This is a genomic window from Ignatzschineria sp. F8392, assembly GCF_002252045.1.
In the GTDB taxonomy this organism is placed as follows: domain Bacteria; phylum Pseudomonadota; class Gammaproteobacteria; order Cardiobacteriales; family Wohlfahrtiimonadaceae; genus Ignatzschineria.
This window is the reverse complement of record NZ_NEFF01000001.1, coordinates 453,342-479,542: the sequence shown is the minus strand read 5'-3', so window position 1 is coordinate 479,542 and position 26,201 is coordinate 453,342. Positions and strand designations below refer to the sequence as shown.

Here is a 26,201-nt window from a genome sequence, read left to right as displayed (position 1 = left end):
ATCAACATCAGTTACGCGCCTATTTAATTAACAACTCAATTAGACTCAATTAATAATTAAAAATAGCAGCAAATGAAATAGTCATAAATGAGGCAATAGGCATAAGCAATAAGCAATAAGCAATACCAAATAAAACTAAATAGAGTTAAAAAAACAGAGCTAAAATATGAAAATTAAGTTTCTTCAAGAGTTTAAAGAATTCGCAATGCGCGGAAATGTGATCGATCTTGCCGTTGGGGTGATCATTGGTGCAGCATTTAATAAGATCGTCTCCTCCCTTGTTTCCGATATTATTATGCCTCCTTTAGGACTTCTTCTTGGTGGAATCGACTTTAAAGACTTCGCCTTAACACTTAAAGATGCGGTAGGCGATGAACCGGCTGTAATTCTCAATTATGGTATGTTTATCCAAAACATCTTCGACTTTATTATCGTCGCCTTCTCGATCTTCTTAGCGATTCGCGTTATGAACAAATTACGCGCAAAACAGGATGAGGCAGTAGCTGAAGCGGTAGAAGAGGCAATAGAAGATCCAAAACCGACGCAAGAGGAGATTCTCCTTGCTGAGATTCGTGATCTTCTTAAAGAAGGTCAGAAAAAGGCTTAAGTTGTCGATCAATTTTGCCCTTTTCAGCAAAAATGCATCACTGCATAACTAAAATAGTCGTTAGCCTATAGAGAGTAGACGATTGTGAGTAGACAATAGAGAGTAGAAATCATCCTTCTACTCTCTTTTTTTATTCCTCTCTTTTTATCCTTCTCTTTTTCTCTCCCTCTTTTGATCTCCCTCTTGATATGTTATCTCTATTAATTGATGACTGATGACTGATAACTGATAAAAAATAATAGAAAGGGGGCAATCATGACACATCTACTCTATCTAACAGAAAATGATCGAGGCCTAGAACGCTGGCGCACGGAGATCGCTAAAATCGATCCCAATATTACAATTCATAGCTTAAATGATCATTATGATCCAGAATCGATCGAAGTTGTACTAGCGTGGAAACCGCCTGCTGGCATCTTTCCAACACTCACACAATTAAAGTTAATTCAGTCGCTCGGAATGGGGGTTGACCACCTCTTCAAAACAGCAGATCGCCCGACACAGATGCCGATCGCCCGTATTATCGATCCCGATATGGCCAATCAGATGAGTGAATACTCTCTCTATGGAGCGTTAACCGCTTTTCGTAACTTCCATCGCTATCGAGCCTCCAAAACTATTGGCGAATGGAATCCCGTACCTCGAAACTTTCATGATGAATTTGCAATTGGCATCTTAGGCTATGGTGAACTCGGTAAAACAACAGTAGCACGACTACAACAGAATGGCTTTCCGAATATTCGTATCTGGTCTCGCACGCCCAAAGAGATTCCTTCATTAAAGAGTTATGCCGGCACTGAAGAGCTTCTCGATTTTGCAAAAAATCTAGATCTTCTCATCTGTCTATTACCGCTCACATCAGAAACAGAGTCAATCCTCAATCGCACCCTCTTTGATCAACTCAATCCTGGTGCTTATCTAATCAATGCCGCACGAGGAGAACATCTTAATAGCGCAGATCTGATCGAGGCAATTGAATCACAACAGATCGCAGGGGCATTGCTTGATGTCTTTGCAAAAGAACCGCTCCCGAAAACAGATCCCCTTTGGACAATTCCCGAAATCGAGATTACGCCCCATGTTGCGGCATCGACCAATCCTCGAACAGCAGCAGCGCAAGTTGTGGAGAATATTCGCCGGATAGAGGCTGGCAAAACGGCACTCAACTTGATCGATCTCGACCGAACTTACTAATGAGCAGGCCTAAATATGGTATGATTATTACCAGAGTTGCTCATGATCCTCCAATAATGGATGCCAATGTTAACACCCATTATCGGCTATTCAATCATTGATCATCAGCGATCGATCTCTTATTATGGATCACCCTATTTTATCTTCGTATCGTCCATTGAGGTTATCTAACAATGCTTGCACTCAACAAATTTATGTTCTATGCCGGAATGATTATTAGTATTATCGGTACTGTTGTCGGCTTACCCATGCTAATCCTTGGGCAAAAAACAATTGGCATCTATCTAGTTACAATTTTTGTCCCTGTCGGCTTCTTAATGTGGTTTGCAGGCTTTGTAGCTTATACCTTTTTACGTCCTAACTCTCTTAGAGAGAAGGATGATCGCGCGCATGATGCCGCTCAACGCTATCAGCGCCAAGTACCCGACTAGATCTATAGAATATTAGAAATAAATATTAGAAACAGATATTAGAAATAGAAAGAGCGAGATAAACCTATCTCGCTCTCAATTATTTATCAATGTTCAAACTAAAAACGCCAAGTACGGCGTTTTTTTATAACTGATGCCGCTGACGATATGCTTCTGCCAAGGTCACTCCGGCAGCTACAGAGACATTGAGACTCTCAATCTCCCCTTCCATCGGGATTTTGACAATAAAGTCACAATTCTTCTCGGTTAAACGGCGCATACCGGAACCTTCTGAGCCCATTACAATGGCATGTGGTCCTCTAAAGTCAGCAGAGAAAATAGTACTTTCCCCGCCACCGGCTAAGCCCGATATCCAAATTCCTCTCGCTTTCAGTTTCTCTAAAACACGCGCAAGATTGGTCACCTCAATAAAAGGGACTCGCTCTGAGCTACCACTTGAAACCTTACGCACCACCGGCGTTAATGAACAAGCATTATCTTTAGGAACAATCACGGCATCAACACCAAAGGCTTCCGCACTACGTAGACAAGCTCCCACATTATGCGGATCTTGAACCTCATCCAGAATCAAGAGAAATGGAGGATGATCGAGCTGATCTAGAAGCTGATAGAGAAAGTTTTCACTCTCAGGAGGACGTACGGCAATCTTAGCAATAACCCCTTGATGACGACTCTCGCGCACTAACTCTTCTAATTGAATACTCGTTAGATGTTCAGGCCTAATTTTAAGCCCCTCCAATAATGCGATCATCCCTTGCATTCTCTTATCTTTACGCGATGGATCGATCGCCACCTTAATTACTCGATCTTCTCTGATTGCGGCTTCCACTGCATGAAAGCCATAAATCCACTCTTCAGCCATTTCTTTACACTTATCCTGTTTGAATAAAATAGTTCCCAATTATCGCATGTTTTCTATCCCACTGCATTGCTCTTTAATGAGTGATTGAGGCAAGTAAAAAATCTCCTGAGAAAATTCGTCCCGATGCGCTCTACTCTCTATCACTCCTCTATCGTCTATTTACTTTAAGAAAAGAGTTCTTCAACACTTCATAATAAGTATCAATTATTGTAAAATGATGAGCAAATGTAGAGGGCATCACTGTTTCCTCTCTACGGAGGAAGGTTTGATTGCCGGCTCATTGATAATTCTATTTCTGTTTTTTACACATTTAAAAACCTTACGGGCAATAGATTATTAAAGTATCTAAAGAGAAAGCGCTACAATGCAGAGATCTTATGATACAACTCGCTAACAGTAGATCTTATTTCAACCGTAATCGACATTAACCATTTTAATTAACCTTATTAGGAGCAATTTTATCGGTCGCCCGCTTTTTTAGCAGAGAGAGAAAGAGGCATTAGTTCAAAAGCCTCCACTGATCTTCTCCCGGCACCCCATTGATTTTTAAAACTTAACTGATCGAATACCTGAGTAGTTAAGAAGCACTAGGGGAATCTTTTAAAAATCACTATCGGAAAATTGTCACTATAAGATCTTATTAAAATGATTAAAAGAGATTATGAAATAAGATTAATTGTTAACGCAGAAATAAATATTGCCTATAGGTCGTGATATTAACCGTTAAGTGTTAATCTCATCATAACTACACTCACTAACAAAAAGGGCCCCCTATGGAACTAGATCCGATAGTGTTAGCGCGAATACAGTTCGCAATCAATATCTCCTTTCATATTATCTTTCCAAGTATCAATATTGCACTTGCTTGGGTACTCCTCTTCTTTAAACTGCGATTTGAAAAGACCAATGATCAATCTTGGTTAGATGCATATAACTTCTGGGTGAAGATATTTGCATTAAGTTTTGCCATTGGTGTTGTTACCGGTGTAACAATGAGTTTCCAATTTGGTACCAACTGGCCAGGATTTATGGAGCATGTCGGGAATATCGCAGGTCCACTCTTAGGTTATGAGGTATTAACAGCATTCTTCTTAGAAGCCACCTTCTTAGGTGTCATGCTTTTTGGCCAAAAAAGAGTCTCTCCCTTTATTCACAACTTAGCAACCTTCTTAGTTGCGGTGGGGACGACCTTCTCCGCCTTCTGGATTATCGCTCTTAACTCATGGATGCAGACCCCTGCCGGCTATGAGATGATCGATGGTGTTGCGCATGTGACAAGCTGGTGGGATGCAATCTTTAACCCCTCATTCCTGACGCGTTTAGCTCATATGTTACTCGCTTCAGGCTTAACAGCAGCTTTCTTAATTGCGGGAATCTCAGCTTATAAGATTGTTAAGGGAGATCCTTCTAAGTCGAGCCGTCGCTCACTCAATGCAGGTGTCATTATTGCGGCGATCTTAATTCCGATTCAGATCTTTGTCGGTGACCAATCAGGACTTTTAGTCTTAAAGCATCAACCTGACAAACTTGCAGCGATCGAAGCTGTTTGGGAGACTGAATCTCCGATGGCATTCAACGTTATTGCCTTCCCTAATGAGGAGACCCGTAGTAACGATTTTGCACTTCAGATCCCCCATTTAGGTAGTATTATTTTGACCCACTCTCTTGATGGAAAAGTGTTAGGGCTCAATGAGTTTAAAGAGCATCCTCCTGTTGCGATTGTATTCTGGAGCTTTAGAATCATGGTCGGCGTTGGTCTCTTAATGTTACTCACATCATGGATTGGTGCGGTACAGTTGATGCGTCGCAAAAAAATTGGACCTAAGATGCTCAAAGTCTTTATTGGTATGACCTTCTCCGGTTGGGTTGCGGTTCTCTTTGGTTGGTATACTACCGAGATTGGTCGTCAGCCTTGGATTGTTTACAACCTAATTAAGACAGCAGATGCCGCAGCGCCACATGGTCCTACTGTGATGATCTCATCCTTACTCATCTATTGTTTAATCTACATCTTCGTTCTTGTGAGCTATCTTGCAGTGCTCTTCTATCTCACAAACAAGACTGTTAAAAACAATATCGCTGCAGAAACACAAGGAGCATAATTATGGTTATGGATGCTGCAACAATACTTCCCGTTATCTTTGCGGGCCTAATGGCTGCCGCGGTCTTCTTCTATATCATCTTCGATGGTTATGATCTCGGCGTTGGTCTGCTCTTCCCTTTTATGAGAGAGCGTAGTGATCGCGATAAGATGGTGGCAACAGTCGACCCTTTCTGGGATGCGAATGAGACCTGGATCGTTCTTGGAATTGGAGTGATCTTTATCGCCTTCCCGAAAGCGTATGGTGATATCTTAGTATCGCTCTATATCCCTACTGTCTTGATGTTAGGTGGATTAATCCTCCGTGGAGCTGCCTTTGACTTTAGAAATACAGCACCTAAACATCGTCAACCGATGTGGGATGCGCTCTTCTGTTTTGGGGCCTATCTTGCAACTATGTCGCAAGGCATTATGATCGGCCTCTATGCAACAGGGCTTGAGCATACCATGGTTAACTGGATCTTTGCGGTCTGTGTCGGTATCGCACTCTGCTTTGGTTATGCGCTTTTAGGTTCAGCATGGCTGATCTTTAAATCAGATGGTCACGTTCGCCTCTTTGCCGCAAAAGCGATTCGTCACTCCATCGTGTTGGCTTTCTTAGCGATCGTTTTAGTCTCATTAGCGATGCCATATACCAGCGATGTGATCTTTAAGAAGTGGTTTACTATTCCAAACCTCTACTATTTAGCGCCAATCCCACTGCTCTGTGTCATTTTTGCCTTCATTATCTTTAGAAGTCTTAAATTTATCGAGCAAGATACAACCTATAAGCGTGACTGGGTACCCTATTTCCTTGCGGTATTGATTGTATTGTGTACCTTTATCGGCTTTGGTTACAGTATCTTCCCGGACATTATTATTGGAAAACTCAATATCTGGGAAGCAAGTGCTGCACCTAAATCACTAGAGTTCACCCTCTGGGGAGTTGCGATTGTTCTACCACTGATTCTTCTCTACACATTCTATGTGCATAAGATCTTCGGTGGGAAAATCCTTCACGATGAGCAGACTGGCTACTAATTCACGAAAGTAGATAAGAATAGATCGATATATCAACATCTATAGAAGAGGGGATCAGATGATCTCCTCTTTTTTTATCGAAAAAACAGAACAAATTCTCCTCGCACAATGCAATACCACTTATTTTCTTAAAAGATCTGTCAAAATAGCAAAGGCTGAACGCTGCCGGATATCACTATCACGCAATTCCAAAGGCCACGCGCCGGCAGTTGGCGATCTTCTATCGCCGGCACCTATTGTTTAACGGCTATTTAATGACTATTTAAAAGTTATTTAAATCATGTTTAATGATTTTCTCGGCATTGAAAATGCCAAACTGCGGGCATGCACCAGTGAAAAGAACAAGATGGTGGGCCTCCGCCCCTCCAATACCCCTCTTAAGAATGATTCATTCAAAATAGCCAAGACTGAACGCTGCCGGATATCACTATCACGCAATTCCAAAGATCACGCGCCGGCAGTTGCCGATCTTCTATCACCGGCACCTATTGTTTAACGGCTATTTAATGACTATTTAAAAGTTATTTAAATCATGTTTAATTATTTTCTCGGCATTGAAAATGCCGAATAGCGGGCATGCACCGGTGAAAAGAATGAAATGGTAAGCTCCCGCCCCTCCAACACCCCTCTTAAGAATGATTCATCAAAATAGCCAAGACTGAACGCTGCCGGATCTCACTATCGCGAAATTCCAAAGGCCACGCGCCGGCAGTTGGCGATCTTCTATCGCCGGCACCTATTGTTTAACAGCTGTTTAATAACTATTTAAAAGTTATTTAAATCATGTTTAATGATTTTCTCGGCATTAAAAATGCCAAACTGCGGGCATGCACCGGTGAAAAGAATGAAATGGTAAGCTCCCGCCCCTCCAAGAACCCTCTTATAGAATCAAATATAAAATAAAGAAATAAGCAGAAACTGTTGAACTTTATTCTTTTACTGGTGAATGTCGCGCTATCAAAAAAGCGATATATCCAAAGACATATCGCTCTTTTATCATTTTGATTACAATTTTTCTGATCATGCTGAATGATCTATTGCTGAATCTGTAGCTGATTCCTTCTATTTCACTCTTAATAAATTAAGATTAAACCATGATTAAATAGAAGTTAAATACAGATTAGTTACGATTCATCGCGTTAAGATCTTCATAAGCAACTAAAACACGCTTCACGAGACTCTCTTGACCTTTACGTAACCAAGCACGTGGATCATAGTAAGATTTGTTAGGACCAAATGGATCTTCAGGGTTTCCTAACTGACTTTGGAGATAGCCTTCATTCGCTTTATAGTAGTCAAGAACGCCTTCCCACGTTGCCCATTGAGTATCCGTATCGATATTCATCTTAATGACACCATAGCTAATCGCTTCACGAATGTCTTCTAAACTTGAACCTGATCCACCATGGAAAACAAAATCGAGATGTTTTGCCGGAAGATTGAACTTCTCAGAGACATATTTTTGTGAGTTATCTAAGATTTCTGGTTTTAACTCAACATTTCCTGGCTTATAAACACCATGAACGTTACCGAATGATGCCGCAATTGTGAAGTGTGGACTCACTTTGCTCAACTCTTCATAAGCATAAGCAACATGTTCTGGTTGAGTATAGAGCAGCGCATTATCCACTGAAGTGTTATCAACGCCATCCTCTTCACCACCGGTAATACCTAACTCGATCTCAAGGGTCATTCCTAATTTATCGAGACGCTTAAGATACTCCACACAAGTTGCAATATTATCTTCTAATGACTCTTCTGATAAATCAATCATATGTGAGGAGAAGAGTGGCTTACCTGTCTCTTCAAAGAATTTTTCACCTGCTTCAAGAAGACCATCAATCCATGGGAGCAATTTTCTTGCCGCGTGGTCGGTATGAAGAATGACCGGTACACCATAAGCTTCTGCCATTGTGTGAACATGTTTCGCACCTGATACAGCCCCTAAAACAGCAGCCTCATGACCACCATATCCTGGAAGCTTCAATCCACGACCGGCATAAAATTGTGCTCCACCATTGGAGAACTGGATAATCACAGGAGAGTTAGCTTTAGCCGCCGCCTCTAAAACCCCATTAATTGATTCTGTATTGACAACATTAATCGCCGGCAATGCGAAATTATTCTCTTTAGCAATTGCAAATACCTTTCGGACATCATCACCAAAAAGTACGCCTGGTTTCACCACATCAAGGACTTTAGCCATACTACAATTCTCCTACAAATAGTTTAAAAACAGCCTTATTCTACCCCGTCTAAGCTTCTAAATCTACCTATCCTAATGCTTAATTTTCCCTAAAGAGAATCCTCTATTTTCCAAAAGAGTTCAGAAAACAGATCTCAAAATAGATCAAAAGATAGATCAAAAAATAGATCTTGAATCTACACTCAATCTCCTGCCGAAAGCAAGCATTAAAGTCGGACTCAAAATCGATACCGAATATCGATCAGTGCTGAATCGATAGATAAAAAAATGAGCTGTAGAAAGTTACTATAACGCTACAGCTCATCTTTATTTTATCTCGCTTTTATCCCGCATCTACCTTACTTTTATCACTTCGATAGAAGGGATCATCTAACTACTTTTGCGCTTCAAACTACGGTGCCACTACCAAGCCATCTTTAATAAACATCTGCCGTAGATTCTCTATCGCTTGTGCTGTTCTCTCATCATCGACAATAAGACCAAAACGCACATATCCTTCGCCCCCCTTACCAAAACCGATGCCGGGCGCTACCGCAACAGATGCCTCTTTAATCAGCTTTTCTGCAAACTTCATCGATCCCATGTCACGATAAGCATCAGGAATCTTAGCCCAAAGAAACATCGATGCTTTAGGCTTTTTAACATCCCAGCCGATCGATGAGAGTCCATCACACAACAGGTCACGTCGTGCCTGATAGCGTAGACGAACCTCTTCAACACACTCTTGCGGACCGGTGAGCGCTGCAACAGCTGCATGTTGAATCGGTGCAAAAGAGCCATAATCGAGATATGATTTAATCTTTGTCAAAGCACCAATCAAGGTTGGATTACCCACCATAAATCCTACACGCCAACCTGCCATATTGTAACTTTTAGAGAGCGTATAAGATTCAACAGCAATATCGATAGCACCTTCTACCTGTAAGATAGAGGGGGCTTGATAATCATCAAAAGAGAGATCAGCGTACGCTAAATCATGCACAATCCAGATACCATGCTCTTTTGCTAAAGCGACCATCCGCTCAAAGAAGGCAAGATCGACACACTCAGATGTTGGATTTGATGGGTAATTGAGAAAGAGCATCTTCGGCTTAACCGGACTATTCTCAATTGCAGCTCGAAGATTAGTTTCAAAATCATCTTCAGGACCCGCAGGAACATGAATCACAGTAGCGCCGGCAATAATCGGACCATAGGGATGGATAGGATAGGCAGGATCAGGGACTAAAACAACGTCCCCTTTATCTAATACTGCTAAGGTCAGATCCGCGAGCCCTTCTTTAGAACCGATAGTATAGATCGCTTCACTATTAGGATCTAATTTGACCTGGTACTTTCTCTCATACCAATCACAGATCGCTTCTCTAACGGGAGCAATTCCTTTTGAGGCTGAATATCGATGATTGGCTCCTTCTTTTGCCGCTGCTGTTAATGCATCAACAATATGCGCAGGGGTTGGCTGATCGGGATTTCCCATCCCAAAATCAATAACATCTTTTCCTGCTGCCGCAGCTTCTGCCTTTAGCTCATCAATCACACTAAAGACATAAGGAGGGAGTAGTTCAAGACGCTTGAACTCAGTAGAAGGTTGCTTTGACATGATATTCCTCATCAATAAAAACAGGTGATTATTATAATGGTGTGATAAAAGCTTTCATAAAAGCTTTTATAAAAACTTACAGAAAAAAGCTTATAGAAAATGATGCCGGCTAAATAAGCGACGCTCTATCGCAAATTACTAGTGATTATCGAAGTTGTCAATCATCTGACAAAGACAATTTATTTTGTAAATAGATTCGCTCTCAATTGGGTGGGAGAAAAGTGGAATAAAAGTTGATTTTTAACGATATTTAACGATTGCCAAAAGAATCAAACGCCCCGCTTCATAAAATAAATTAACTCAAAAAATAATCAAAAAGTGCGTTATAATACAGCCCTCGAAAGATAGATAATCTCAATAGAATCGCCCTACCCTCAAGATCATATTTGAGGCTTCGCTGGGCATCAATGATAAAAGAAAGTGAAAATGATAGATAAATTAAGAAACATAGCCATCATCGCCCACGTTGACCATGGTAAAACAACCCTGGTTGACCAACTCCTCAGAAGTTCAGGAACTTTTGGTGAGCGTGAAGAGGTTGCGGATCGCGTCATGGATTCGAACCAAATCGAAAAAGAGCGAGGAATTACGATCCTCTCTAAAAATACCGCTATCAACTGGAATGGATACCGTATCAATATCGTAGATACTCCAGGACATGCGGATTTTGGTGGCGAAGTTGAGCGTGTTCTCTCGATGGTTGACTCGGTATTACTCCTTGTTGACTCAGTAGAGGGCCCCATGCCTCAAACCCGCTTTGTAACACAAAAAGCGTTTGCGATGGGTTTTAAACCGATCGTTGTCATCAATAAAATTGACCGACCTGGCGCACGTCCTGATTGGGTATTAGATCAAACATTTGAACTCTTCGATAATCTTGGTGCTACAGATGAGCAACTCGACTTCCCGGTTGTCTATGCATCAGGAATTAATGGCTATGCAGGCCTTACCGATGATGTTCGTAGTGGTGACTTTGAGCCTCTTTTCCAAGCAATTATTGATCATGTACCTGCACCTGATGTTGAGGTTGATGCACCTTTTCAATTACAGGTCTCCTCTCTCGATTACAACTCCTACGTTGGGGTGATCGGAGTTGGCCGTATTAAGCGAGGTAAAGTGCATAAAAATATGAACGTTACCGTCATCGATCGTGAAGGCAAAAAACGTAATGGTAAGATTCAACAGATCTTAGGCTTCCATGGTCTTAATAAGATTGAGTTTGAATCAGCACAAGCAGGTGACATTATCAGCTTTACCGGTCTTGATCCTCTCTTCATCTCCGATACTATCTGTGATCCTCAACATGTTGAAGCATTACCACCGCTCGCTGTTGATGAGCCAACGGTTTCGATGATGATTCAAGTGAACACCTCACCTTTTGCGGGCAAAGAGGGTAAGTTTGTCACCTCACGTCAAATCAAAGAGCGCCTTGAAGAGGAGCTTATTCATAACGTTGCACTTCGTGTTGAAGCGACGGATAACGCCGATGTCTTCAAAGTATCAGGCCGTGGAGAACTTCATCTCTCAGTATTGATTGAAAATATGCGTCGCGAAGGTTATGAGATGGCGGTCGGTCGTCCTCAAGTCATTATTCGTGAAGAAGATGGCGTCAAGATGGAACCTTATGAGACATTGATGTTTGATATTGAAGAAAAACATCAAGGTGACATTATGGAACAGATGGGTAATCGTTTTGCTGAATTGCAAAATATGGTTCCCGATGGCAAAGGTCGTATCCGTCTTGAATATATGATTCCTTCACGCGGATTGATTGGTTTCCAAACAGAGTTTATGACCTTAACAAGTGGTACAGGTCTTATGTTCCATAACTTCGATCATTATGGTCCACTTAAAAAAGGATCTGTCGGTCAGAGAAAAAATGGGGTCTTAATCTCTAATGGTCAAGGTAAAGCTCTTGCTTATGCGCTCTTTAACCTCCAGGAGCGAGGACGCCTCTTTGCAAGCCATGGTGATGAGATCTATGAAGGCCAAGTGATCGGTATCCATAGTCGCGATAATGACCTCGTTGTCAATGCTTTAAGAGCAAAGCAACTGACCAATATTCGTGCAGCAGGAACAGATGAAGCTTTAACATTAACAACGCCTGTTAAATTGACCTTAGAGCGCGCTATTGAATTTATCGATGATGATGAGTTAGTAGAAGTAACGCCAAAATCGATCCGTATCCGCAAGCGTTACCTTACAGAAGCGGATCGCCGTAAGCATCAACGCGCAACAAAAGATATCTAAAGGATATCTAGAAAAAGGCTAGAAGAGGGCTAGAAAAGCGATATAAAAGATAACGGGCTCTCATTAAAAGCTGATCTCTAATGACCATATTTCAACTTTGAAAAATCAAAAAATAGATCAGAAAGCAAATCAAAACCGCTCATTCATTGAGCGGTTTTTCCATTTCATCATGCGGATAAGCCTCACCTAAAAATATCAATACTTTCAATGGGTTAAGTTAGAGTTTATTTTTAATCCCGCTTATCCCACAACTATAATCAAGTTGTCCTAATAGTTATCCACAGAAAATGTGCATATCTCCCCAAAAAAAGGGATAACTCATCTTAGCAAGAGATTCATATTTTAAAAGTTTAGAGTTGAGATCAGAAAAACCCAAATTAGGTTTTGCTTATTTTTTAAGCAAACATAAGCAAATTAATCACAGGCTCAAAACCCTCTATTTCCAATGCTTTTGAGAGTTATCGACTTTATCCCACAGCTATGATCAAGTTGTCCTTATAGTTATCCACAGAAAATGTGCATATCCCACAACTTATCCCAAAAGAGTTTTATTGCCCTCTTTTTTACCTCTTTTATCTTTTTTACCTTTTTGCTGCTCTTCATCTCTCTTTTCCGCTCTATTAGATAGAGAGCCACTCTGGTCAATCAGCGGTTAATAACTCCCGAATCGCTTGAAAATCATTACAGAGAAGTACAATATCGATACCGGCAGAAAAACAACGATCAACCTTCTCTTTTACAGATCCTAAATGGCTCGCTCCTCCCATATCGAGATCATCACTAATAATGGCGCCCTGAAAAGCGAGCTCCTCACGGAGATATCGGAGCCATTTCTCTGAAGAGATAACGCTATTATCAGCATCGAGTGCCGTAAAGATAATATGTGCCGGCATCAATGCCTCTATGCCAGCATCAATCAGCGCCCGAAAAGGTTTAAGATCTCGCTCTTCTAAGAGCGTTAAAGGTCGATCATCTTGCGCAATGGCTACATGAGTATCGATATTGACAAAACCATGCCCTGGAAAGTGTTTGGCAACACCAACCGATCCTGCCGCTCTCACTCCTCGATAAAAAGCGAGAACAAGCTCAGTCACAACAGTAGGATCATCATGAAAAGCACGATCACCAATGGCAGGATTAACGCCATAATCGATATCACAAACAGGGGCATAACTAAAGTCAACACCTACCGCGATAAGCTCTGATGCCATGATCGATCCCAGTTGATAAGCTTCAGAAAGTGCGGCTTCTCTTGATTGATCATAAAGCCTCCCTAACTCTCGCATAGGGGGCAGTTGAGTAAAGCCATCACGAAAACGTTGGACACGTCCTCCCTCATGATCAACAGAGATCAACAGCTCAGGATTAATCTCCCGTATCTCAGCTGTTAATGCTGTCAGTTGCGGCTTATCTTGATAATTACGGCTAAAGAGTATTACGCCGGAAACATCTTTATGCGCTAGCCATCTCCTCTCCTCTGTTGTCAATTTAAGACCTGAGAGTCCGATAAAGAGGCTCTTTTTTAATGCTAACAGCCTTGATCTTATCGAAGAGACAATCTCTCCTTTCAACGCCGGATCCTCTCTATCTGCTACTGTCTTCTCCTTTCCCATGCTCTTTTTCACACTCTCTTCTCTCATCTTCTCTCCCACCCTTTTTCAAGTTTTTTTGATATCTCGTCTAATCACAACCCTGCCTGCACTCACCGCAATCTAAAGTTCGATCGACTCTACAAGATAATCGATCTCCTCTTGTATAAATCCTGAACGGAGACGTGCCTCAATATTAAAGGGGGGCTTTAAAGTCTGTCCATACTCTTCAATCAAGGAGAAAAAGGTCTCTTTGGGCGGTAAGTCTCGATCTTTACAGAGATAACGATACCAATGATTTCCCACCAAGACATGGGACTCCTCCTCTTGGAGGATAATTTTTAGCAGAGCAACAACCTCATCTTGACCATTGAGTGTAAGACGCTCAATAATTCCCGGCGTAACATCTAATCCTCTCGCCTCTAAAACTCGCGGCACTAATGCCATCCGAATAAGGGGATCATGCGCCGTTCTTTCTGCAGAATCCCAGAGTCCATTATGTGCCTCATAAGCACCATAAAAAGAGCCTTCTGACTCTAAATATTGCGCTAACATCCGAAAATGGCGCACTTCATCTTTCGCGACCAACAACCAATCATGATAAAACTGCGCCGGCATCTGCCGAAAACGGTAAGCGGCATCAAGCCCAAGATTAATCGCATTAAACTCGATATGACAGATAGCATGAACGAGCGCTAAAACACCTGCTTTAGAACCTAAGCGCCGGCGTGGCACCTCTTGAGGCGAAACTAAACGAGGAAGCTCCGGTCGTCCCGCAGGAATCACTCCCATAACATCTTGATCGGGATAAGGCTCTATCTCTCCACTTAATAACTGATCATAGAGATGATCAACCTTTTCACACTTTTCTTCAGCATCTGTTGTATAGAGCGCATCCTCTACAACCGCATAAAAATCTCTCTTTACCATCACTCATTTAACTCGCTTATCCTGCTAACTCACAATATTGCTTCATGACTAACATAGCTATATTCCTATATTGCTATATTGCAAATAATTTCTAGATGCTCTCTAGAGACCTTTTCCATATCTGCATCTAATCTTCCATAATGCCAATCCTATCCCTTATGAGATATCGCCAATATCCTCTTCCGGCAGATCCACCGCAAGACCAAAATATTGATGGCAGAGCTGTGTGGCAACACGCCCTCGAGGCGTACGCATAATAAACCCTTCCTGAATCAAGAAGGGTTCAATCATATCTTCTAATGTCCCCTTCTCTTCACCTAAGGCCGCCGCTAAAGTATCGATACCTACAGGCCCACCATCAAATTTTTCCACAATCAGGCGAAGAAAATTACGGTCATGCTCATCTAACCCGGCATTATCGATATCGAGCATTGCTAATGCTGATCGGGCGATCTCAATGGTAATATCACCATCTGCTTCAACCTCTGCCACATCGCGTACGCGACGTAAGAGGCGATTGGCAATTCTCGGTGTTCCACGAGAGCGACGTCCAATCTCATAGGCGCCCTCCTCAGTAATGGCAGCCCCCAATAAACGCGCTGATCGTTTTACAATCTCTGTTAACTCTTGATGGGTATAGAACATTAAACGAGATACAATCCCAAATCGATCACGCAGTGGTGAGGAGAGAAGTCCTGCTCGCGTTGTAGCACCAATAAGCGTAAATGCGGGAAGATCGATCTTAACCGAACGCGCCGCCGGTCCCTCACCAATCATGATATCGAGCTGATAATCCTCCATTGCCGGATAGAGCACCTCTTCTACCGCAGGATTGAGGCGATGGATCTCATCGATAAAGAGAATATCGTTATCCTCTAAACTCGTTAAAATTGCGGCAAGATCACCCGCTTTTTCTAAAATAGGACCTGAAGTCTGCTTTAAACCAACGCCCATCTCATGAGCAATAATATGGGCGAGCGTTGTCTTTCCTAAACCTGGAGGACCAAAGAGCAAGACGTGATCGAGCGCCTCTTCACGCTTAACTGCTGCCTGAATAAAGATACTCAACTGCTTGCGAATCGGTGCTTGTCCGGTATAGTCTGCCAATTTTTTAGGACGAATCGCACGATCTATCACCTTCTCTTCTGCTAAGGGTTGATCACTCACTATTAACCGATCTGACTCTAACATCTATACCTCTTTCTCTACGATCATCATATCTATTCATGCATCTACTCGACTCTCTCTTCGACTCTATTGAGCTCTTCATGTCGAAAGAGATAGAATGCTCCACTAAGCGCCTATTCTAACAAAAAGGCGCATCTGAAGAGGTAATAAAAAAGAGATGAGTGCGTTACCATATTCACACATCTCATCTCTTTTAATAATTACCCGACAATCACTCAGCCGGCACTCGAGCATCTCTCACCGAAAGTTACAAATGCTAAAAGGTATAATTCACCTTTGCGTAAGCTTGATGATTATGGATCGATTCAAAGTTCTCTGATTGTACAGAAAATGCTATTAGATCCTGACGCTCTCTTAGGAGTACAACAAGATCACGCACCAGATCTTCTACAAATCGAGGCGTCTTATAAGCCATCTCTGTCACATACTTCTCATCAGGACGCTTCAATAGTGGATAGAGTCTCGATGAGCCAACTGACTCCATCTCCATCAATAATTGATCTATATCGATCGCTTCAAAACCTGCTCGGTCACGAAATTGTAGCGCAATCGTTAAGTGTGAACGCTGAGAGTGAGCACTAAACTCTGAGATCTCTTTAGAACAGGGGCAAAGACTGGTTACCGGCGCCATAAGACGTAATTCATAGTGCGATTTTCCGGGATCTGAATGGTTCGATTCAGCTACAATTTCACAATTGAAATCCATTAGGCTCTTTGCCTGAGAAACGGGTGCAGTTCGAGTAAAGAAGAGCGGAAATTTCAACTCTATCTGCGCTTTCTCTGCATCTAATTTCTCTTCTAAAGAATTTAATAAGGTCGTTACACGTTCAAGTGAAAAAGGCTTCTCTAAACGATCCCACACCTCAATAAAGCGAGACATATGGGTCCCTTTTCGCTCTTTTTGCAATGTTACTGTAAAGGCCGCTTCCATTACACTATGTTGAGATTGCCCCCCATTACTAAACTCAATGGGAAGGCGCAAGCCACTGATTCCCACTTGTGAAATCTCTACATTGCGCTCATCTTCATAGGCCTGCACATCTTTAATAGCAGTTACATCTCCGTTTGTCACAAAATCTCCCTATTGCTTAGCTTTCATCACTGCAATTAATCTTCTAATAAATACTCGACTTAAGTCATCTGCAAGATCGCGTCTAATCGCGGCCTCTGCTGTTGTCTTTGCAAGTGGCTCCTTCTCATCGATGGAGAAGTCTCGTGAACGGGTGAATCGACTCGCGGGAAGAATGATGCCTCCTTGTGAATCTGTCACCTTAATTTGTGCGAAGATATCGGTTGTATAACTTCGTCGCTCACCATTTAAGCTACTTGCTGTTACCCGTGTATCATATCCCTCATCAATATCAATAATGAGATCGGCATCTTCCCGATTATTCACAAATCGTAACTCAGAACCGAGTTGTCGCTTAAGATAAAACTCCACACTATCCCGAGAGTATGCAGGACCATTATTCTCTACAAATGCAGTCCGATACGCTTCTGGAAATGAGACATTTCCTCGCAAATGGAAACCACATCCTGCTAATACCATCATAAACCCCAATATTAGAAGGGCTCTTCTACCTATCTCTGATCTCATTATCCGTTACCTGCTATAGGGTATAAAACAACTTGATTAAAATCAAAGTTTACCTGTTTTTTACCGCTCAATTTTTACCCATCTTTACCGCGACATTGAGTGAGATAAAAGTGAGACTCCATCAACGACGCAATCATCTCCTCAAAAAGTGGTGATCTCCTCCTCTTTTTAAAAAGGAAGCTCTGCGTATTATAGCGGATCGAGAAGGAGATCTCTCTCAATAAATTTAGCCAATTCTTAAGTCGTTCCTATAACAGCCTTTGACAAAACTGTTATAATCTACCCTCTTTCATATAGGCTATTATTAGAACTATGGATAAACACACCATACCGAAAGCTTCTGACCACAAGTTATTAGCAACAGGTATCTTTCTTGCAAAAATGATTGCGCATCTCCCCCTCCCTTTTCTCCTCTTTCTAGGAAGAATAGCCGGCAGATGCTCCTACTATATTGCTAAAAGTCGACGTAAAATCATTCAACGAAATGTTGAACTCTGCTTTCCTGAGCTCGATCATGCTGCACAAAAAAAGTTAGTCAAAGAGAACTTTCTCTCTATGGGAATGGCGATTTTTGAGGTGATTATTGCATGGTATATGCCCAAAAAACAGCTTGAAAAACATCTAGTTTATGAAGGATTAGAGAATTTAGAAGCTTTTGAAAAGAGTGGCAAGGGTGCGCTTCTCCTTACGCTTCATATGACACCTTTAGAGCTAGGCGGTCGAGCGATCTCCTTTAAAACAAAAGTTCGTGGCATGTATCGTCCGCATGAAAATGAGTATTATGAGTATGTACAATATAAGGGACGTTTTGATCAATCTGGTTTAGAGCCGATCACCCGAGATGAGACCCGTAGAATGATTAAACTCCTTCGAAGTGGCGATCTGATCTGGTACGCTCCTGATCAAAATTATGGTAGTACCGATCATGTCTTTATCCCCTTCTTTGGCGTTAAAGCGCTCACTATTACCGCAACTTCAACCCTCTGCCGTTTAGGAAAAGCAGTGGCCCTTCCTTACTATGTGATCCGTAAAGGTAATCGATACCACATCAAAATTTTACCCATGCTTGAGAACTTTCCAACCAAAGATCTTAAAACAGATACGCTTCGAATCAATCAGATGTTTGAATCTTGGATTTTAGAAGCGCCGGAACAATATCTCTGGGCTCATCGCCGTTTTAAGACTCGCCCTAAAGGGGAGCCTGATCTCTATAAAGATCTCTAGAGAATAAGATCTATTGAAGCGCTCTAGAGTAGAGATATAGAGATAAGAACAACCCAATTGACCTTCAGCAATTGATCTTCAGAGAAGAACGCTCTGAAATCAGCCGATAAGATCGACCAATAAGATCGATATTAGTAGAACCTGTGATAGGTCAATATCTCATCCCCATATCACTGTAGTATCGTGGGAATATTGTGAAAAGATCATGAAAGGATCGTAGGAATATCGCAAAAATGTCGTAAGAATATTATTAAAAATAGAGGATAAAGTATCACTGATATGGAATCAGGCTAACTCTTCATCCTTTTTTTAGGTATAATCGCAACTTAGAAATTATTTTAGCTCAACGCTATTTGCGATTGCAGCACGATCGCTAAATGGGACTTCAAAATAGAAACTCCCATGTTGGGCGATAACTCTAACTCTGTACAATTTCATAGGATTTAATTAGACGTGACAAGAATTACAACACAATCAAGCTTCACTTATGATGAGCTTATCGAATGCGCAAAAGGCAACCTTTTTGGAGAAGGAAATGCACAACTTCCGATGCCACCGATGCTGATGATCAGTCGCATTGTCTCCATCACTGAAGATGGTGGTAAATATGGTAAAGGCTCCATCACTGCTGAACTTGACCTTAGTCCTGACCTCTGGTTCTTCCCTTGTCATTTTATTGGTGATAGCGTTATGCCGGGTTGCTTAGGATTAGATGCGATGTGGCAACTTGTTGGATTTTATCTTGGCTGGATGGGCGGAAAAGGTCGTGGACGCGCACTTGGAGCGGGAAATGTGAAATTCACAGGACAAGTTCTTCCATCTGCGAAGAAAATCACTTACAACATCCATATGAAGCGTGTTATTTTAAGATCTTTAACCATGGGTATTGCTGATGCAACGATGGAAGTTGACGGCAAAGAAATCTACGTAGGAGAAGATCTAAAAGTTGGCCTTTTCACGCAGACAGACAACTTTTAATTTTTTGGAGGAATCTTATTCATGAAACGTGTTGTTATAACAGGCCTTGGTATTGTGTCGAGCATCGGCAACAATAAAGATGAGGTCTTACAATCGCTCCTCAATACACAATCTGGAATCAAGTTCTCAGAAGAGATGGCTGAACTTGGTTTTCGCTCGCATGTTCATGGAGCGATCAATATTGATTTAGCATCTCAGATCGATCGTCGTCACTTCCGCTTTATGGCAGATGCAGCGGCTTATGCTTATATTGCAATGAAAGAGGCGATCGAAGACTCAGGCTTAACTGAGGAAGAGGTCTCAAATCCGCGTACAGGTTTGATTGTTGGCTCTGGCGGAGCATCAACTAAGAACCAGATCGATAGTATCGATATTTTACGCAAAAATGGCGCTACAAAGCGTATCGGCCCCTATATGGTAACAAGAACCATGGGATCAACCGTTTCTGCTTGTTTAGCGACACCATTTAAGATCAAAGGTTTGAACTACTCCATCAGTTCAGCATGTGCAACTTCCATCCACTGTATCGGTAATGCTTATGAGCAGATTCAGATGGGGAAACAGGATGTTGTTTTTGCCGGAGGCGGTGAAGAGCTCCATCCTTACATGAGCGCAATGTTTGATGCAATGGGCGCACTCTCTTCAAAATATAATGATCGCCCTTCTGTGGCATCGCGTGCTTATGATAAAGATCGTGATGGCTTTGTGATCTCTGGCGGTGGCGGTATCGTTGTTGTTGAAGAGTTAGAACATGCGCTTAAGCGTGGTGCTAAGATCTATGCTGAAATTACAGGCTATGGTGCAACTTCTGATGGTTACGATATGGTTGCTCCAAGTGGTGAAGGTGCTGAACGTTGTATGCGTATGGCGCTAGAAACGGTCGATGGTGAAATTGACTACATCAATACACACGGAACCTCTACACCCGCAGGCGACATTCCTGAAATGAAAGCGATTGCAAATGTCTTTGGCGATAAGATTCCCTCTATCAGCTCAACAAAATCATTAACAGGTCACGCACTCGGTGCTGCCGGCGTTAATGAGACGATCTACTGTCTCTTAATGATGCAGAATAACTTCATCACAGAGAGCGCACATATCGATGAAGTTGATCCTGCACTAGTGGACTTCCCGATTGTTCGTAAGCGTATTGATGATGCGAAAATTGATCATATCCTCAATAATGGTTTCGGCTTTGGAGGAACAAACTCCTCTCTCGTATTGAGCCGCTATAAAGGTTAGAGATCATTCGGTAGGCATCAATAGGTAACGATTGATGCGTCGAACCTGATATATAAAAACTGATATATAGAAGTTGATATGTAAAAGTTGATATATAAATTTGATGAGAAGAGATTGATTGATAAGAAAAATTTAAGGAGCGATTGATAAAAATGCTCTACTTCTTGAAAATTCTCTCACGTTACAAAAGAAGAGCCCATCTATTAAAGATGGGCTCTCTTTTTTCTACTTTTAGCGATCTTAATCACAACATCAATATCTTCTATATCTTCTATATCTCTATATCTCTATATCTATATCAATCTCAATCCGATTCCGATTCCGATTCCGATACTGTCCATAATCGGTAAATCATCTAAAAGTTCAACCAAAAATGACACCTAGGAATTCAACTAGAGTATAGGATAAGCCCCTGTATCCTCTATATATTGATCCATTCGCTCTTCCATCGCCTGCTTCTGCTCTTCATCCCAAGCGAAAGCTTCTGCCATCTTCGCAATAACTGCATGCTTTTCTCGCTTAACAGCATCGATATTGAAAAAGAGATTCCCTGTTCGACGAATCAAGAAATCATCAGGATAGAGAATGCCTTCATAATTGAGCGCATACCAGAGTCGAAGTGCCGTAAGCCGCGATAATTCAGGCATATCTTGGTAGGGATTTTCTTTAAAGTGATCAAAAAGAATCTTAGAATTTGTCCCATAATAGCGCGCAATAAAGTGGCTCTCGACCTCATTTAAACCCGCATCGATTCCATATTGAGTCTGCGCTTTAACATAAGCAGGAAATTGTGCCGATCCTCCCACATCACCCCCTGACACAGGCAGATGCTTTGTTCGGCAGCCGGCAAAACTTAAGTTGTAATCTCGCTTTAAAACATCACTTAAACGATCGACGATCTCCTCAGCCATATGACGATAGCCCGTTAATTTACCACCGGCAATCGTTAAAAGACCGGTATCAGATTCCCAAATCTCATCTTTTCGCGAGATCTCCGATGGATTTTTCCCTTCTTCCCAAATAAGCGGGCGAATTCCAGCCCATGAAGATTCAATATGCTCTTTACCTAGTTTGATAGTTGGGAACATATAGTTCACTGCATCCAAGATGTAATCCCGATCTGCTTCTGTTGCAATAGGATGCGCTTTATCGGCCTCATAGACTGTATCCGTTGTTCCGATATAGGTTTTACCATCACGCGGAACTGCAAAAATCATCCGTTTATCATTCTCTGTGTCAAAATAGACCGCTTGCTTAAGAGGAAAGTGTGCTTGATCCACCACTAAATGGATCCCTTTTGTTAAACGTAGATGCTTATTATTGGCCTTACCACGATCGAGCTTCCGCATCTCATCAACCCAAGGGCCTGTCGCATTGATTACCTTTTTCGCCTTAATTGTAAATGTGTGATCTGTCACAAGATCAGTTGCCTCAATACCACTAACTCGATTCTGCTCATCATAGAGAAAGCTTGTCGCTTTTGCATAATTGAGTACTGTAGCACCCAACTCTATCGCTTTCTTCATCACCTCAATCGTTAAGCGCGCATCATCTGTACGATACTCAACATAGTAACCAGCACCAATTAAACCCTCCTGCTTTACAAGAGGTGCTTTTTTAATGGTCTCTTCTCGACTCAACATCGTTCGGCGCTCATCCCGTTTTACACCTGCTAAAAAGTCATACATCATCAGACCGATAGAGGTGGAAAATGGACCGAATGTTCCCCCTTTGTGGAGCGGTAATAACATCCACTCCGGCGTCGTTACATGGGGTCCATTCTCATAGACAACCGCTCGTTCTCGTCCAGAATTACGGACTACAGAGATCTGTAACTGCTTTAAGTAACGTAAGCCGCCATGAATCAGTTTGGTAGAACGGCTACTTGTCCCGGCAGCAAAATCTTGCATCTCTACTAGAGCGACCTTCATCCCTCTCTGTGATGCATCTAACGCAATTCCGGCACCTGTAATTCCGCCACCAATGACCACAACATCATATGTTTCCGCTTCGAGCTTCTCAATAATTTCTTGTCGATCTAAAGCTGAAAACCTCATAAGTTACTCCTTTTGATACATCACAATGTATCGATATTCAAAATGAGAGAAGCAGTAGATCTTCTACCACTTCTCAAAGATCTATTTTATCGCACTCTGATCACTCGCACGAATCAACTTTAAAAGCTTGGGTTGCTTTAATTGCACACTTCCAGCCGCGATAGAGCCCTTGGCGAGTCTCATCATCCATAACAGGTTGATATTTCTGATCTAAAGCCCAGATCTGATCAATCTCATCTATGGATTCCCAATAACCGACAGCAAGCCCAGCAAGATAAGCGGCACCAAGCGCCGTTGTTTCACTAATCTTAGGTCGATCAACCTCTACCCCTAAAATATCACTCTGGAACTGCATCAAAAAGTTATTGAGGGAAGCGCCACCATCGACCCGTAATGAGCTAAGCTCAAGCCCAGCATCTTGCTCCATCGCTTTTAGAACATCACACGCTTGATAAGCGATCGACTCCAATGTCGCACGGATAAAGTGCTCCTTCTCTGTTCCTCGGGTAATACCAAAGATCGCTCCACGCGCATCGGGATCCCAATAAGGGGTTCCTAAGCCCACAAATGCCGGCACAACATAGACACCATTGGTGGAATCGACACGATTTGCATATCCTTCAGAGAGATCTGCCCGTTGAAACATTCGCAACCCATCTCTAAGCCATTGTACCGCCGATCCTGCAACGAAGATCGATCCTTCTAGCGCATATTGGACTTTACCATCGATTCCCCATGCTAATGTCGTCAATAGCCCATTATCGGAACGAACCTGCTTCTCTCCTGTATTCATCAACATAAAACAGCCCGTTCCATAGGTATTTTTAGCCATTCCCTCTTTAAAACAGGCTTGCCCAAAAAGTGCTGCTTGCTGATCCCCAGCAGCTCCCGAGATTGTCACCTCTTCCCCAAAAAAGTGTTGCGGTGATGTTGTTCCATAAATTTCTGAGGAGGAGCAGACTTTTGGCAAAATAGATGCCGGCACATTGAGAAGCTCAAGTAACTCTTCATCCCACTTCAGATCATAGATGTTATACATCAAGGTACGACTTGCATTGGAGTAATCGGTCACATGCGCCGCCCCTCCTGTCAATTTCCAGATAATCCAAGTATCGATCGTTCCAAAGAGTAACTCCCCACGTTCAGCACGCTTACGTGCGCCCTCGACTCGATCTAAAATCCAAGCAGCTTTTGTTCCGGAGAAATAGGGATCAATCAATAAGCCCGTCTTTGCTCTAAAGGTCTCTTCATGCCCTGATTTTCGCAATGAATCACAGATCTTTTCTGTCTGTCTCGATTGCCATACAAGCGCATTATAGATCGGTAGCCCCGTTACTTTATCCCAGATAACGGTGGTCTCTCGCTGATTGGTAATACCGATAGTTGCAATCTGCTTAGGACTGATACTATTTTCCGCTAAAACTTCAGTAATTACCGATAAGACAGAGGCCCAAATCTCTGTTGGATCATGCTCGACCCAACCTGGCTGAGGGAATATTTGCCGAAACTCTTTCTGAGATGTCCCTTTGATATTTCCCATTTTATCGAAGATAATTGCGCGGGTACTTGTGGTTCCTTGGTCAATTGCCATTACATACTTTTGCATAGCGGCTCCTTTTATCGATTCTATTATCATGATGAGATCTCAAGCCAATATTATTGCGGCGTTAAAGAGCAATCCTCATCACTCTACTCATTACTTCTTTTACTTCTCTTATACTTCTTTCTGCTTCTTTTTTGCTTCTTTTTGTTTTCACTTTCACTTCTATTCTCTCTCGATACCGATCACTATCACTCACTCTCACTAGTGTCGGTAAAGTATCGCCTAATACCATTAATATTGATCAGGACTAACCTCTAAAGAGTCTGCTTTTTCCCCTCTTTTTCGAGCATAACGAAGAAGCGCCCACATAGCGCCCACCCCAATCATAAGCCAAATGAGACTCTCAAAAATCCCCATCGTATTACCGGCCCCTTCTCGATAGAAGAGTCCATAGAGCCCTGCTCCTAAAATTGTCCCCACCATTGGCCCTAATACAGGTACAAATGCATACCCCCAGTTTGAATCTGTCTTCCCGGGAATAGGTAGTAATGCATGCATAATTCGAGGCCCTAAATCACGAGCGGGGTTAATCGCATATCCTGTTGTTCCCCCTAAACTAAGACCAATCGCCATAATTAGGAAACCAACAACGACAGGTTGCAATCCACCGGTAAACTCATTAATACCAACAAAAAGAATGGCAAACATTAAAATGGCAGTACCAATAATCTCAGAAATAACGTTATTGGGATAATCCTCAATTGCCGGCGTTGTACAGAAGATATCTCGCTTTGCAATCGCATTTTCTGTCACCGCAAAGTGTGGCTTAAAGTGGCGCCAAACAAGGTATGCCCCTAACATCGCTCCTAACATCTGTCCGATGATATAGCCGATAACATGAACCCAAGGAAACTTTCCGGCAATCGCTAATCCCACCGTTACTGCAGGATTAAAATGCCCACCACTATATTTCCCAACCGCATAGATTGCGAGCATTACGGCAAATCCCCACCCCATAATAATCACAATCCAACCACCACCAGCCGCTTTTGACCGATTGAGGACGACGTTTGCAACAACACCTCCTCCAAAAAGAATCATCACTGCGGTTCCTATCAGCTCTGCTATATAACTTGGCATATTCTCTCCTTTTATCTGTCGTAGGATCTTACCGTTTTCCAACGCCCCTAAAGATCACTCAACATTACTATCTAATGATCTGCTTACGATAGCAAAAAAGCGCAATTTCACCATGATCTATTTCAAAAATAGAGCCAAAAATTCATTCTATTTATCTTTTGTTAACAGAAAACTTACTAAAACACCTCAATAAAAATGATTGATAACAACCACAAGTAAAAACAATCAACTAGTTACTTTGATGTGCGCAAAATAACTCCAATAAATGGCACCACCAGAGAAATAAGACAAAAAAAGATCCTAAAGCCTCAATTGACCTTAGGATCTTTCTACAATTTTATATTTATCTATTAAATTTTATCTATTAAATTTATCTAAGATATATCTAGATCACTTCTAACTCACCGCTTTCGATCCACTCTTCAGATCTACTCTTTAGATC

General features: G+C 42.0%; 20 protein-coding genes. 9 read left to right on the top strand and 11 right to left on the bottom strand.

From position 1 onward, the window contains the following. The first annotated feature begins 172 nt into the window (after positions 1-172). The 3 genes from mscL (at position 173) to B9T19_RS02105 (ending at position 2,232) form a co-directional block, all read left to right on the top strand. Complete coding sequence (gene mscL, locus B9T19_RS02115; RefSeq protein ID WP_094567354.1) at positions 173-607, top strand: large-conductance mechanosensitive channel protein MscL; 435 nt, start codon at positions 173-175, stop codon at positions 605-607. 255 nt (positions 608-862) lie between these two features. Further along, a complete protein-coding gene (locus B9T19_RS02110) occupies positions 863-1,801 on the top strand; it encodes a glyoxylate/hydroxypyruvate reductase A (protein WP_094566939.1) in 939 nt (312 codons plus the stop codon). A 173-nt stretch (positions 1,802-1,974) separates the two neighbouring features. Continuing rightward, on the top strand, positions 1,975-2,232 hold the full coding sequence (locus tag B9T19_RS02105) for a hypothetical protein (protein ID WP_094566938.1): 258 nt from the start codon (positions 1,975-1,977) through the stop codon (positions 2,230-2,232). 124 nt (positions 2,233-2,356) lie between these two features. Here the strand turns inward: B9T19_RS02105 and rlmB are convergent, their stop codons facing one another. Continuing rightward, positions 2,357-3,094, bottom strand: a complete 738-nt coding sequence (gene rlmB / locus B9T19_RS02100; protein WP_094566937.1) for a 23S rRNA (guanosine(2251)-2'-O)-methyltransferase RlmB — start codon at positions 3,092-3,094, stop codon at positions 2,357-2,359. Positions 3,095-3,867: 773 nt separating this feature from the next. Between rlmB and B9T19_RS02095 the strand changes: the two genes are divergently transcribed. Together B9T19_RS02095 and B9T19_RS02090 are read left to right on the top strand one after the other, a co-directional pair. After that, entirely contained in the window at positions 3,868-5,196 is a 1,329-nt protein-coding gene (locus B9T19_RS02095) for a cytochrome ubiquinol oxidase subunit I (RefSeq protein WP_094566936.1), read from the top strand. 2 nt (positions 5,197-5,198) lie between these two features. After that, positions 5,199-6,215 carry a cytochrome d ubiquinol oxidase subunit II gene (locus tag B9T19_RS02090; protein ID WP_094566935.1) on the top strand — a complete coding sequence of 339 codons (1,017 nt, stop codon included), beginning with the start codon at positions 5,199-5,201 and terminating at the stop codon, positions 6,213-6,215. A 1,120-nt stretch (positions 6,216-7,335) separates the two neighbouring features. Here the strand turns inward: B9T19_RS02090 and fbaA are convergent. Together fbaA and B9T19_RS02080 are read right to left on the bottom strand one after the other, a co-directional pair. After that, positions 7,336-8,421: a class II fructose-bisphosphate aldolase gene (fbaA, locus tag B9T19_RS02085; RefSeq protein ID WP_094566934.1), complete on the bottom strand. Its 1,086-nt coding sequence runs from the start codon at positions 8,419-8,421 to the stop codon at positions 7,336-7,338. Between the two features lie 391 nt (positions 8,422-8,812). Beyond that, positions 8,813-10,021, bottom strand: coding sequence for an aminotransferase class I/II-fold pyridoxal phosphate-dependent enzyme (locus B9T19_RS02080; protein ID WP_094566933.1), 1,209 nt, complete (start codon positions 10,019-10,021; stop codon positions 8,813-8,815). 426 nt (positions 10,022-10,447) lie between these two features. Here B9T19_RS02080 and typA point away from each other — a divergent pair, with 426 nt between their 5' ends. Further along, positions 10,448-12,271 (top strand): translational GTPase TypA, encoded by a 1,824-nt coding sequence (gene typA / locus B9T19_RS02075; RefSeq protein ID WP_094566932.1) that lies wholly within the window; start codon positions 10,448-10,450, stop codon positions 12,269-12,271. A gap of 641 nt (positions 12,272-12,912) precedes the next feature. On the opposite strand, the gene nagZ is transcribed toward typA, so the two are convergent. The 5 genes from nagZ to lptE form a co-directional block, all read right to left on the bottom strand. Continuing rightward, positions 12,913-13,911, bottom strand: a complete 999-nt coding sequence (nagZ, locus tag B9T19_RS02070) for a beta-N-acetylhexosaminidase (protein WP_233146762.1) — start codon at positions 13,909-13,911, stop codon at positions 12,913-12,915. A gap of 72 nt (positions 13,912-13,983) precedes the next feature. After that, positions 13,984-14,790 carry a ferritin-like domain-containing protein gene (locus B9T19_RS02065; protein ID WP_094566931.1) on the bottom strand — a complete coding sequence of 269 codons (807 nt, stop codon included), beginning with the start codon at positions 14,788-14,790 and terminating at the stop codon, positions 13,984-13,986. A 156-nt stretch (positions 14,791-14,946) separates the two neighbouring features. Continuing rightward, the gene (gene ruvB, locus B9T19_RS02060) at positions 14,947-15,981 is read right to left on the bottom strand and encodes a Holliday junction branch migration DNA helicase RuvB (protein ID WP_094566930.1); all 1,035 of its coding nucleotides are present in this window, start codon (positions 15,979-15,981) and stop codon (positions 14,947-14,949) included. Positions 15,982-16,234: 253 nt separating this feature from the next. Beyond that, on the bottom strand, positions 16,235-17,050 hold the full coding sequence (gene folE2, locus B9T19_RS02055) for a GTP cyclohydrolase FolE2 (RefSeq protein ID WP_094566929.1): 816 nt from the start codon (positions 17,048-17,050) through the stop codon (positions 16,235-16,237). Between the two features lie 9 nt (positions 17,051-17,059). Next, entirely contained in the window at positions 17,060-17,575 is a 516-nt protein-coding gene (gene lptE, locus B9T19_RS02050; protein ID WP_094566928.1) for an LPS assembly lipoprotein LptE, read from the bottom strand. Positions 17,576-17,887: 312 nt separating this feature from the next. Here lptE and lpxL point away from each other — a divergent pair, with 312 nt between their 5' ends. The 3 genes from lpxL (at position 17,888) to fabB (ending at position 21,019) form a co-directional block, all read left to right on the top strand. Then, positions 17,888-18,799: an LpxL/LpxP family Kdo(2)-lipid IV(A) lauroyl/palmitoleoyl acyltransferase gene (lpxL, locus tag B9T19_RS02045; protein ID WP_094566927.1), complete on the top strand. Its 912-nt coding sequence runs from the start codon at positions 17,888-17,890 to the stop codon at positions 18,797-18,799. A 462-nt stretch (positions 18,800-19,261) separates the two neighbouring features. Continuing rightward, a complete protein-coding gene (gene fabA / locus B9T19_RS02040; protein ID WP_094567352.1) occupies positions 19,262-19,777 on the top strand; it encodes a 3-hydroxyacyl-[acyl-carrier-protein] dehydratase FabA in 516 nt (171 codons plus the stop codon). 21 nt (positions 19,778-19,798) lie between these two features. After that, positions 19,799-21,019, top strand: a complete 1,221-nt coding sequence (gene fabB, locus B9T19_RS02035) for a beta-ketoacyl-ACP synthase I (RefSeq protein ID WP_094566926.1) — start codon at positions 19,799-19,801, stop codon at positions 21,017-21,019. Between the two features lie 392 nt (positions 21,020-21,411). Here fabB and B9T19_RS02030 read toward each other — a convergent pair whose 3' ends face one another. From B9T19_RS02030 to B9T19_RS02020, 3 genes are all read right to left on the bottom strand, one after another. Then, on the bottom strand, positions 21,412-23,076 hold the full coding sequence (locus tag B9T19_RS02030) for a glycerol-3-phosphate dehydrogenase/oxidase (protein WP_094566925.1): 1,665 nt from the start codon (positions 23,074-23,076) through the stop codon (positions 21,412-21,414). Positions 23,077-23,176: 100 nt separating this feature from the next. After that, entirely contained in the window at positions 23,177-24,682 is a 1,506-nt protein-coding gene (glpK, locus tag B9T19_RS02025; protein WP_094566924.1) for a glycerol kinase GlpK, read from the bottom strand. Between the two features lie 228 nt (positions 24,683-24,910). After that, a complete protein-coding gene (locus B9T19_RS02020; RefSeq protein ID WP_094566923.1) occupies positions 24,911-25,759 on the bottom strand; it encodes an MIP/aquaporin family protein in 849 nt (282 codons plus the stop codon). Between the last annotated feature and the right edge of the window lie 442 nt (positions 25,760-26,201).

What these genes read in the sequence shown, in the direction of transcription:
- B9T19_RS02110 (WP_094566939.1), top strand. Translation starts at nt 863, where the DNA reads ATGACACATCTACTCTATCTAACAGAAAATGATCGAGGCCTAGAACGC.
- B9T19_RS02105 (WP_094566938.1), top strand. Translation starts at nt 1,975, where the DNA reads ATGCTTGCACTCAACAAATTTATGTTCTATGCCGGAATGATTATTAGT.
- rlmB (WP_094566937.1), bottom strand. Translation starts at nt 3,094, where the DNA reads ATGGCTGAAGAGTGGATTTATGGCTTTCATGCAGTGGAAGCCGCAATC.
- B9T19_RS02095 (WP_094566936.1), top strand. Translation starts at nt 3,868, where the DNA reads ATGGAACTAGATCCGATAGTGTTAGCGCGAATACAGTTCGCAATCAAT.
- B9T19_RS02090 (WP_094566935.1), top strand. Translation starts at nt 5,199, where the DNA reads ATGGTTATGGATGCTGCAACAATACTTCCCGTTATCTTTGCGGGCCTA.
- fbaA (WP_094566934.1), bottom strand. Translation starts at nt 8,421, where the DNA reads ATGGCTAAAGTCCTTGATGTGGTGAAACCAGGCGTACTTTTTGGTGAT.
- B9T19_RS02080 (WP_094566933.1), bottom strand. Translation starts at nt 10,021, where the DNA reads ATGTCAAAGCAACCTTCTACTGAGTTCAAGCGTCTTGAACTACTCCCT.
- typA (WP_094566932.1), top strand. Translation starts at nt 10,448, where the DNA reads ATGATAGATAAATTAAGAAACATAGCCATCATCGCCCACGTTGACCAT.
- nagZ (WP_233146762.1), bottom strand. Translation starts at nt 13,911, where the DNA reads ATGAGAGAAGAGAGTGTGAAAAAGAGCATGGGAAAGGAGAAGACAGTA.
- B9T19_RS02065 (WP_094566931.1), bottom strand. Translation starts at nt 14,790, where the DNA reads ATGGTAAAGAGAGATTTTTATGCGGTTGTAGAGGATGCGCTCTATACA.
- ruvB (WP_094566930.1), bottom strand. Translation starts at nt 15,981, where the DNA reads ATGTTAGAGTCAGATCGGTTAATAGTGAGTGATCAACCCTTAGCAGAA.
- lptE (WP_094566928.1), bottom strand. Translation starts at nt 17,575, where the DNA reads ATGAGATCAGAGATAGGTAGAAGAGCCCTTCTAATATTGGGGTTTATG.
- lpxL (WP_094566927.1), top strand. Translation starts at nt 17,888, where the DNA reads ATGGATAAACACACCATACCGAAAGCTTCTGACCACAAGTTATTAGCA.
- fabB (WP_094566926.1), top strand. Translation starts at nt 19,799, where the DNA reads ATGAAACGTGTTGTTATAACAGGCCTTGGTATTGTGTCGAGCATCGGC.
- B9T19_RS02030 (WP_094566925.1), bottom strand. Translation starts at nt 23,076, where the DNA reads ATGAGGTTTTCAGCTTTAGATCGACAAGAAATTATTGAGAAGCTCGAA.
- glpK (WP_094566924.1), bottom strand. Translation starts at nt 24,682, where the DNA reads ATGCAAAAGTATGTAATGGCAATTGACCAAGGAACCACAAGTACCCGC.
- B9T19_RS02020 (WP_094566923.1), bottom strand. Translation starts at nt 25,759, where the DNA reads ATGCCAAGTTATATAGCAGAGCTGATAGGAACCGCAGTGATGATTCTT.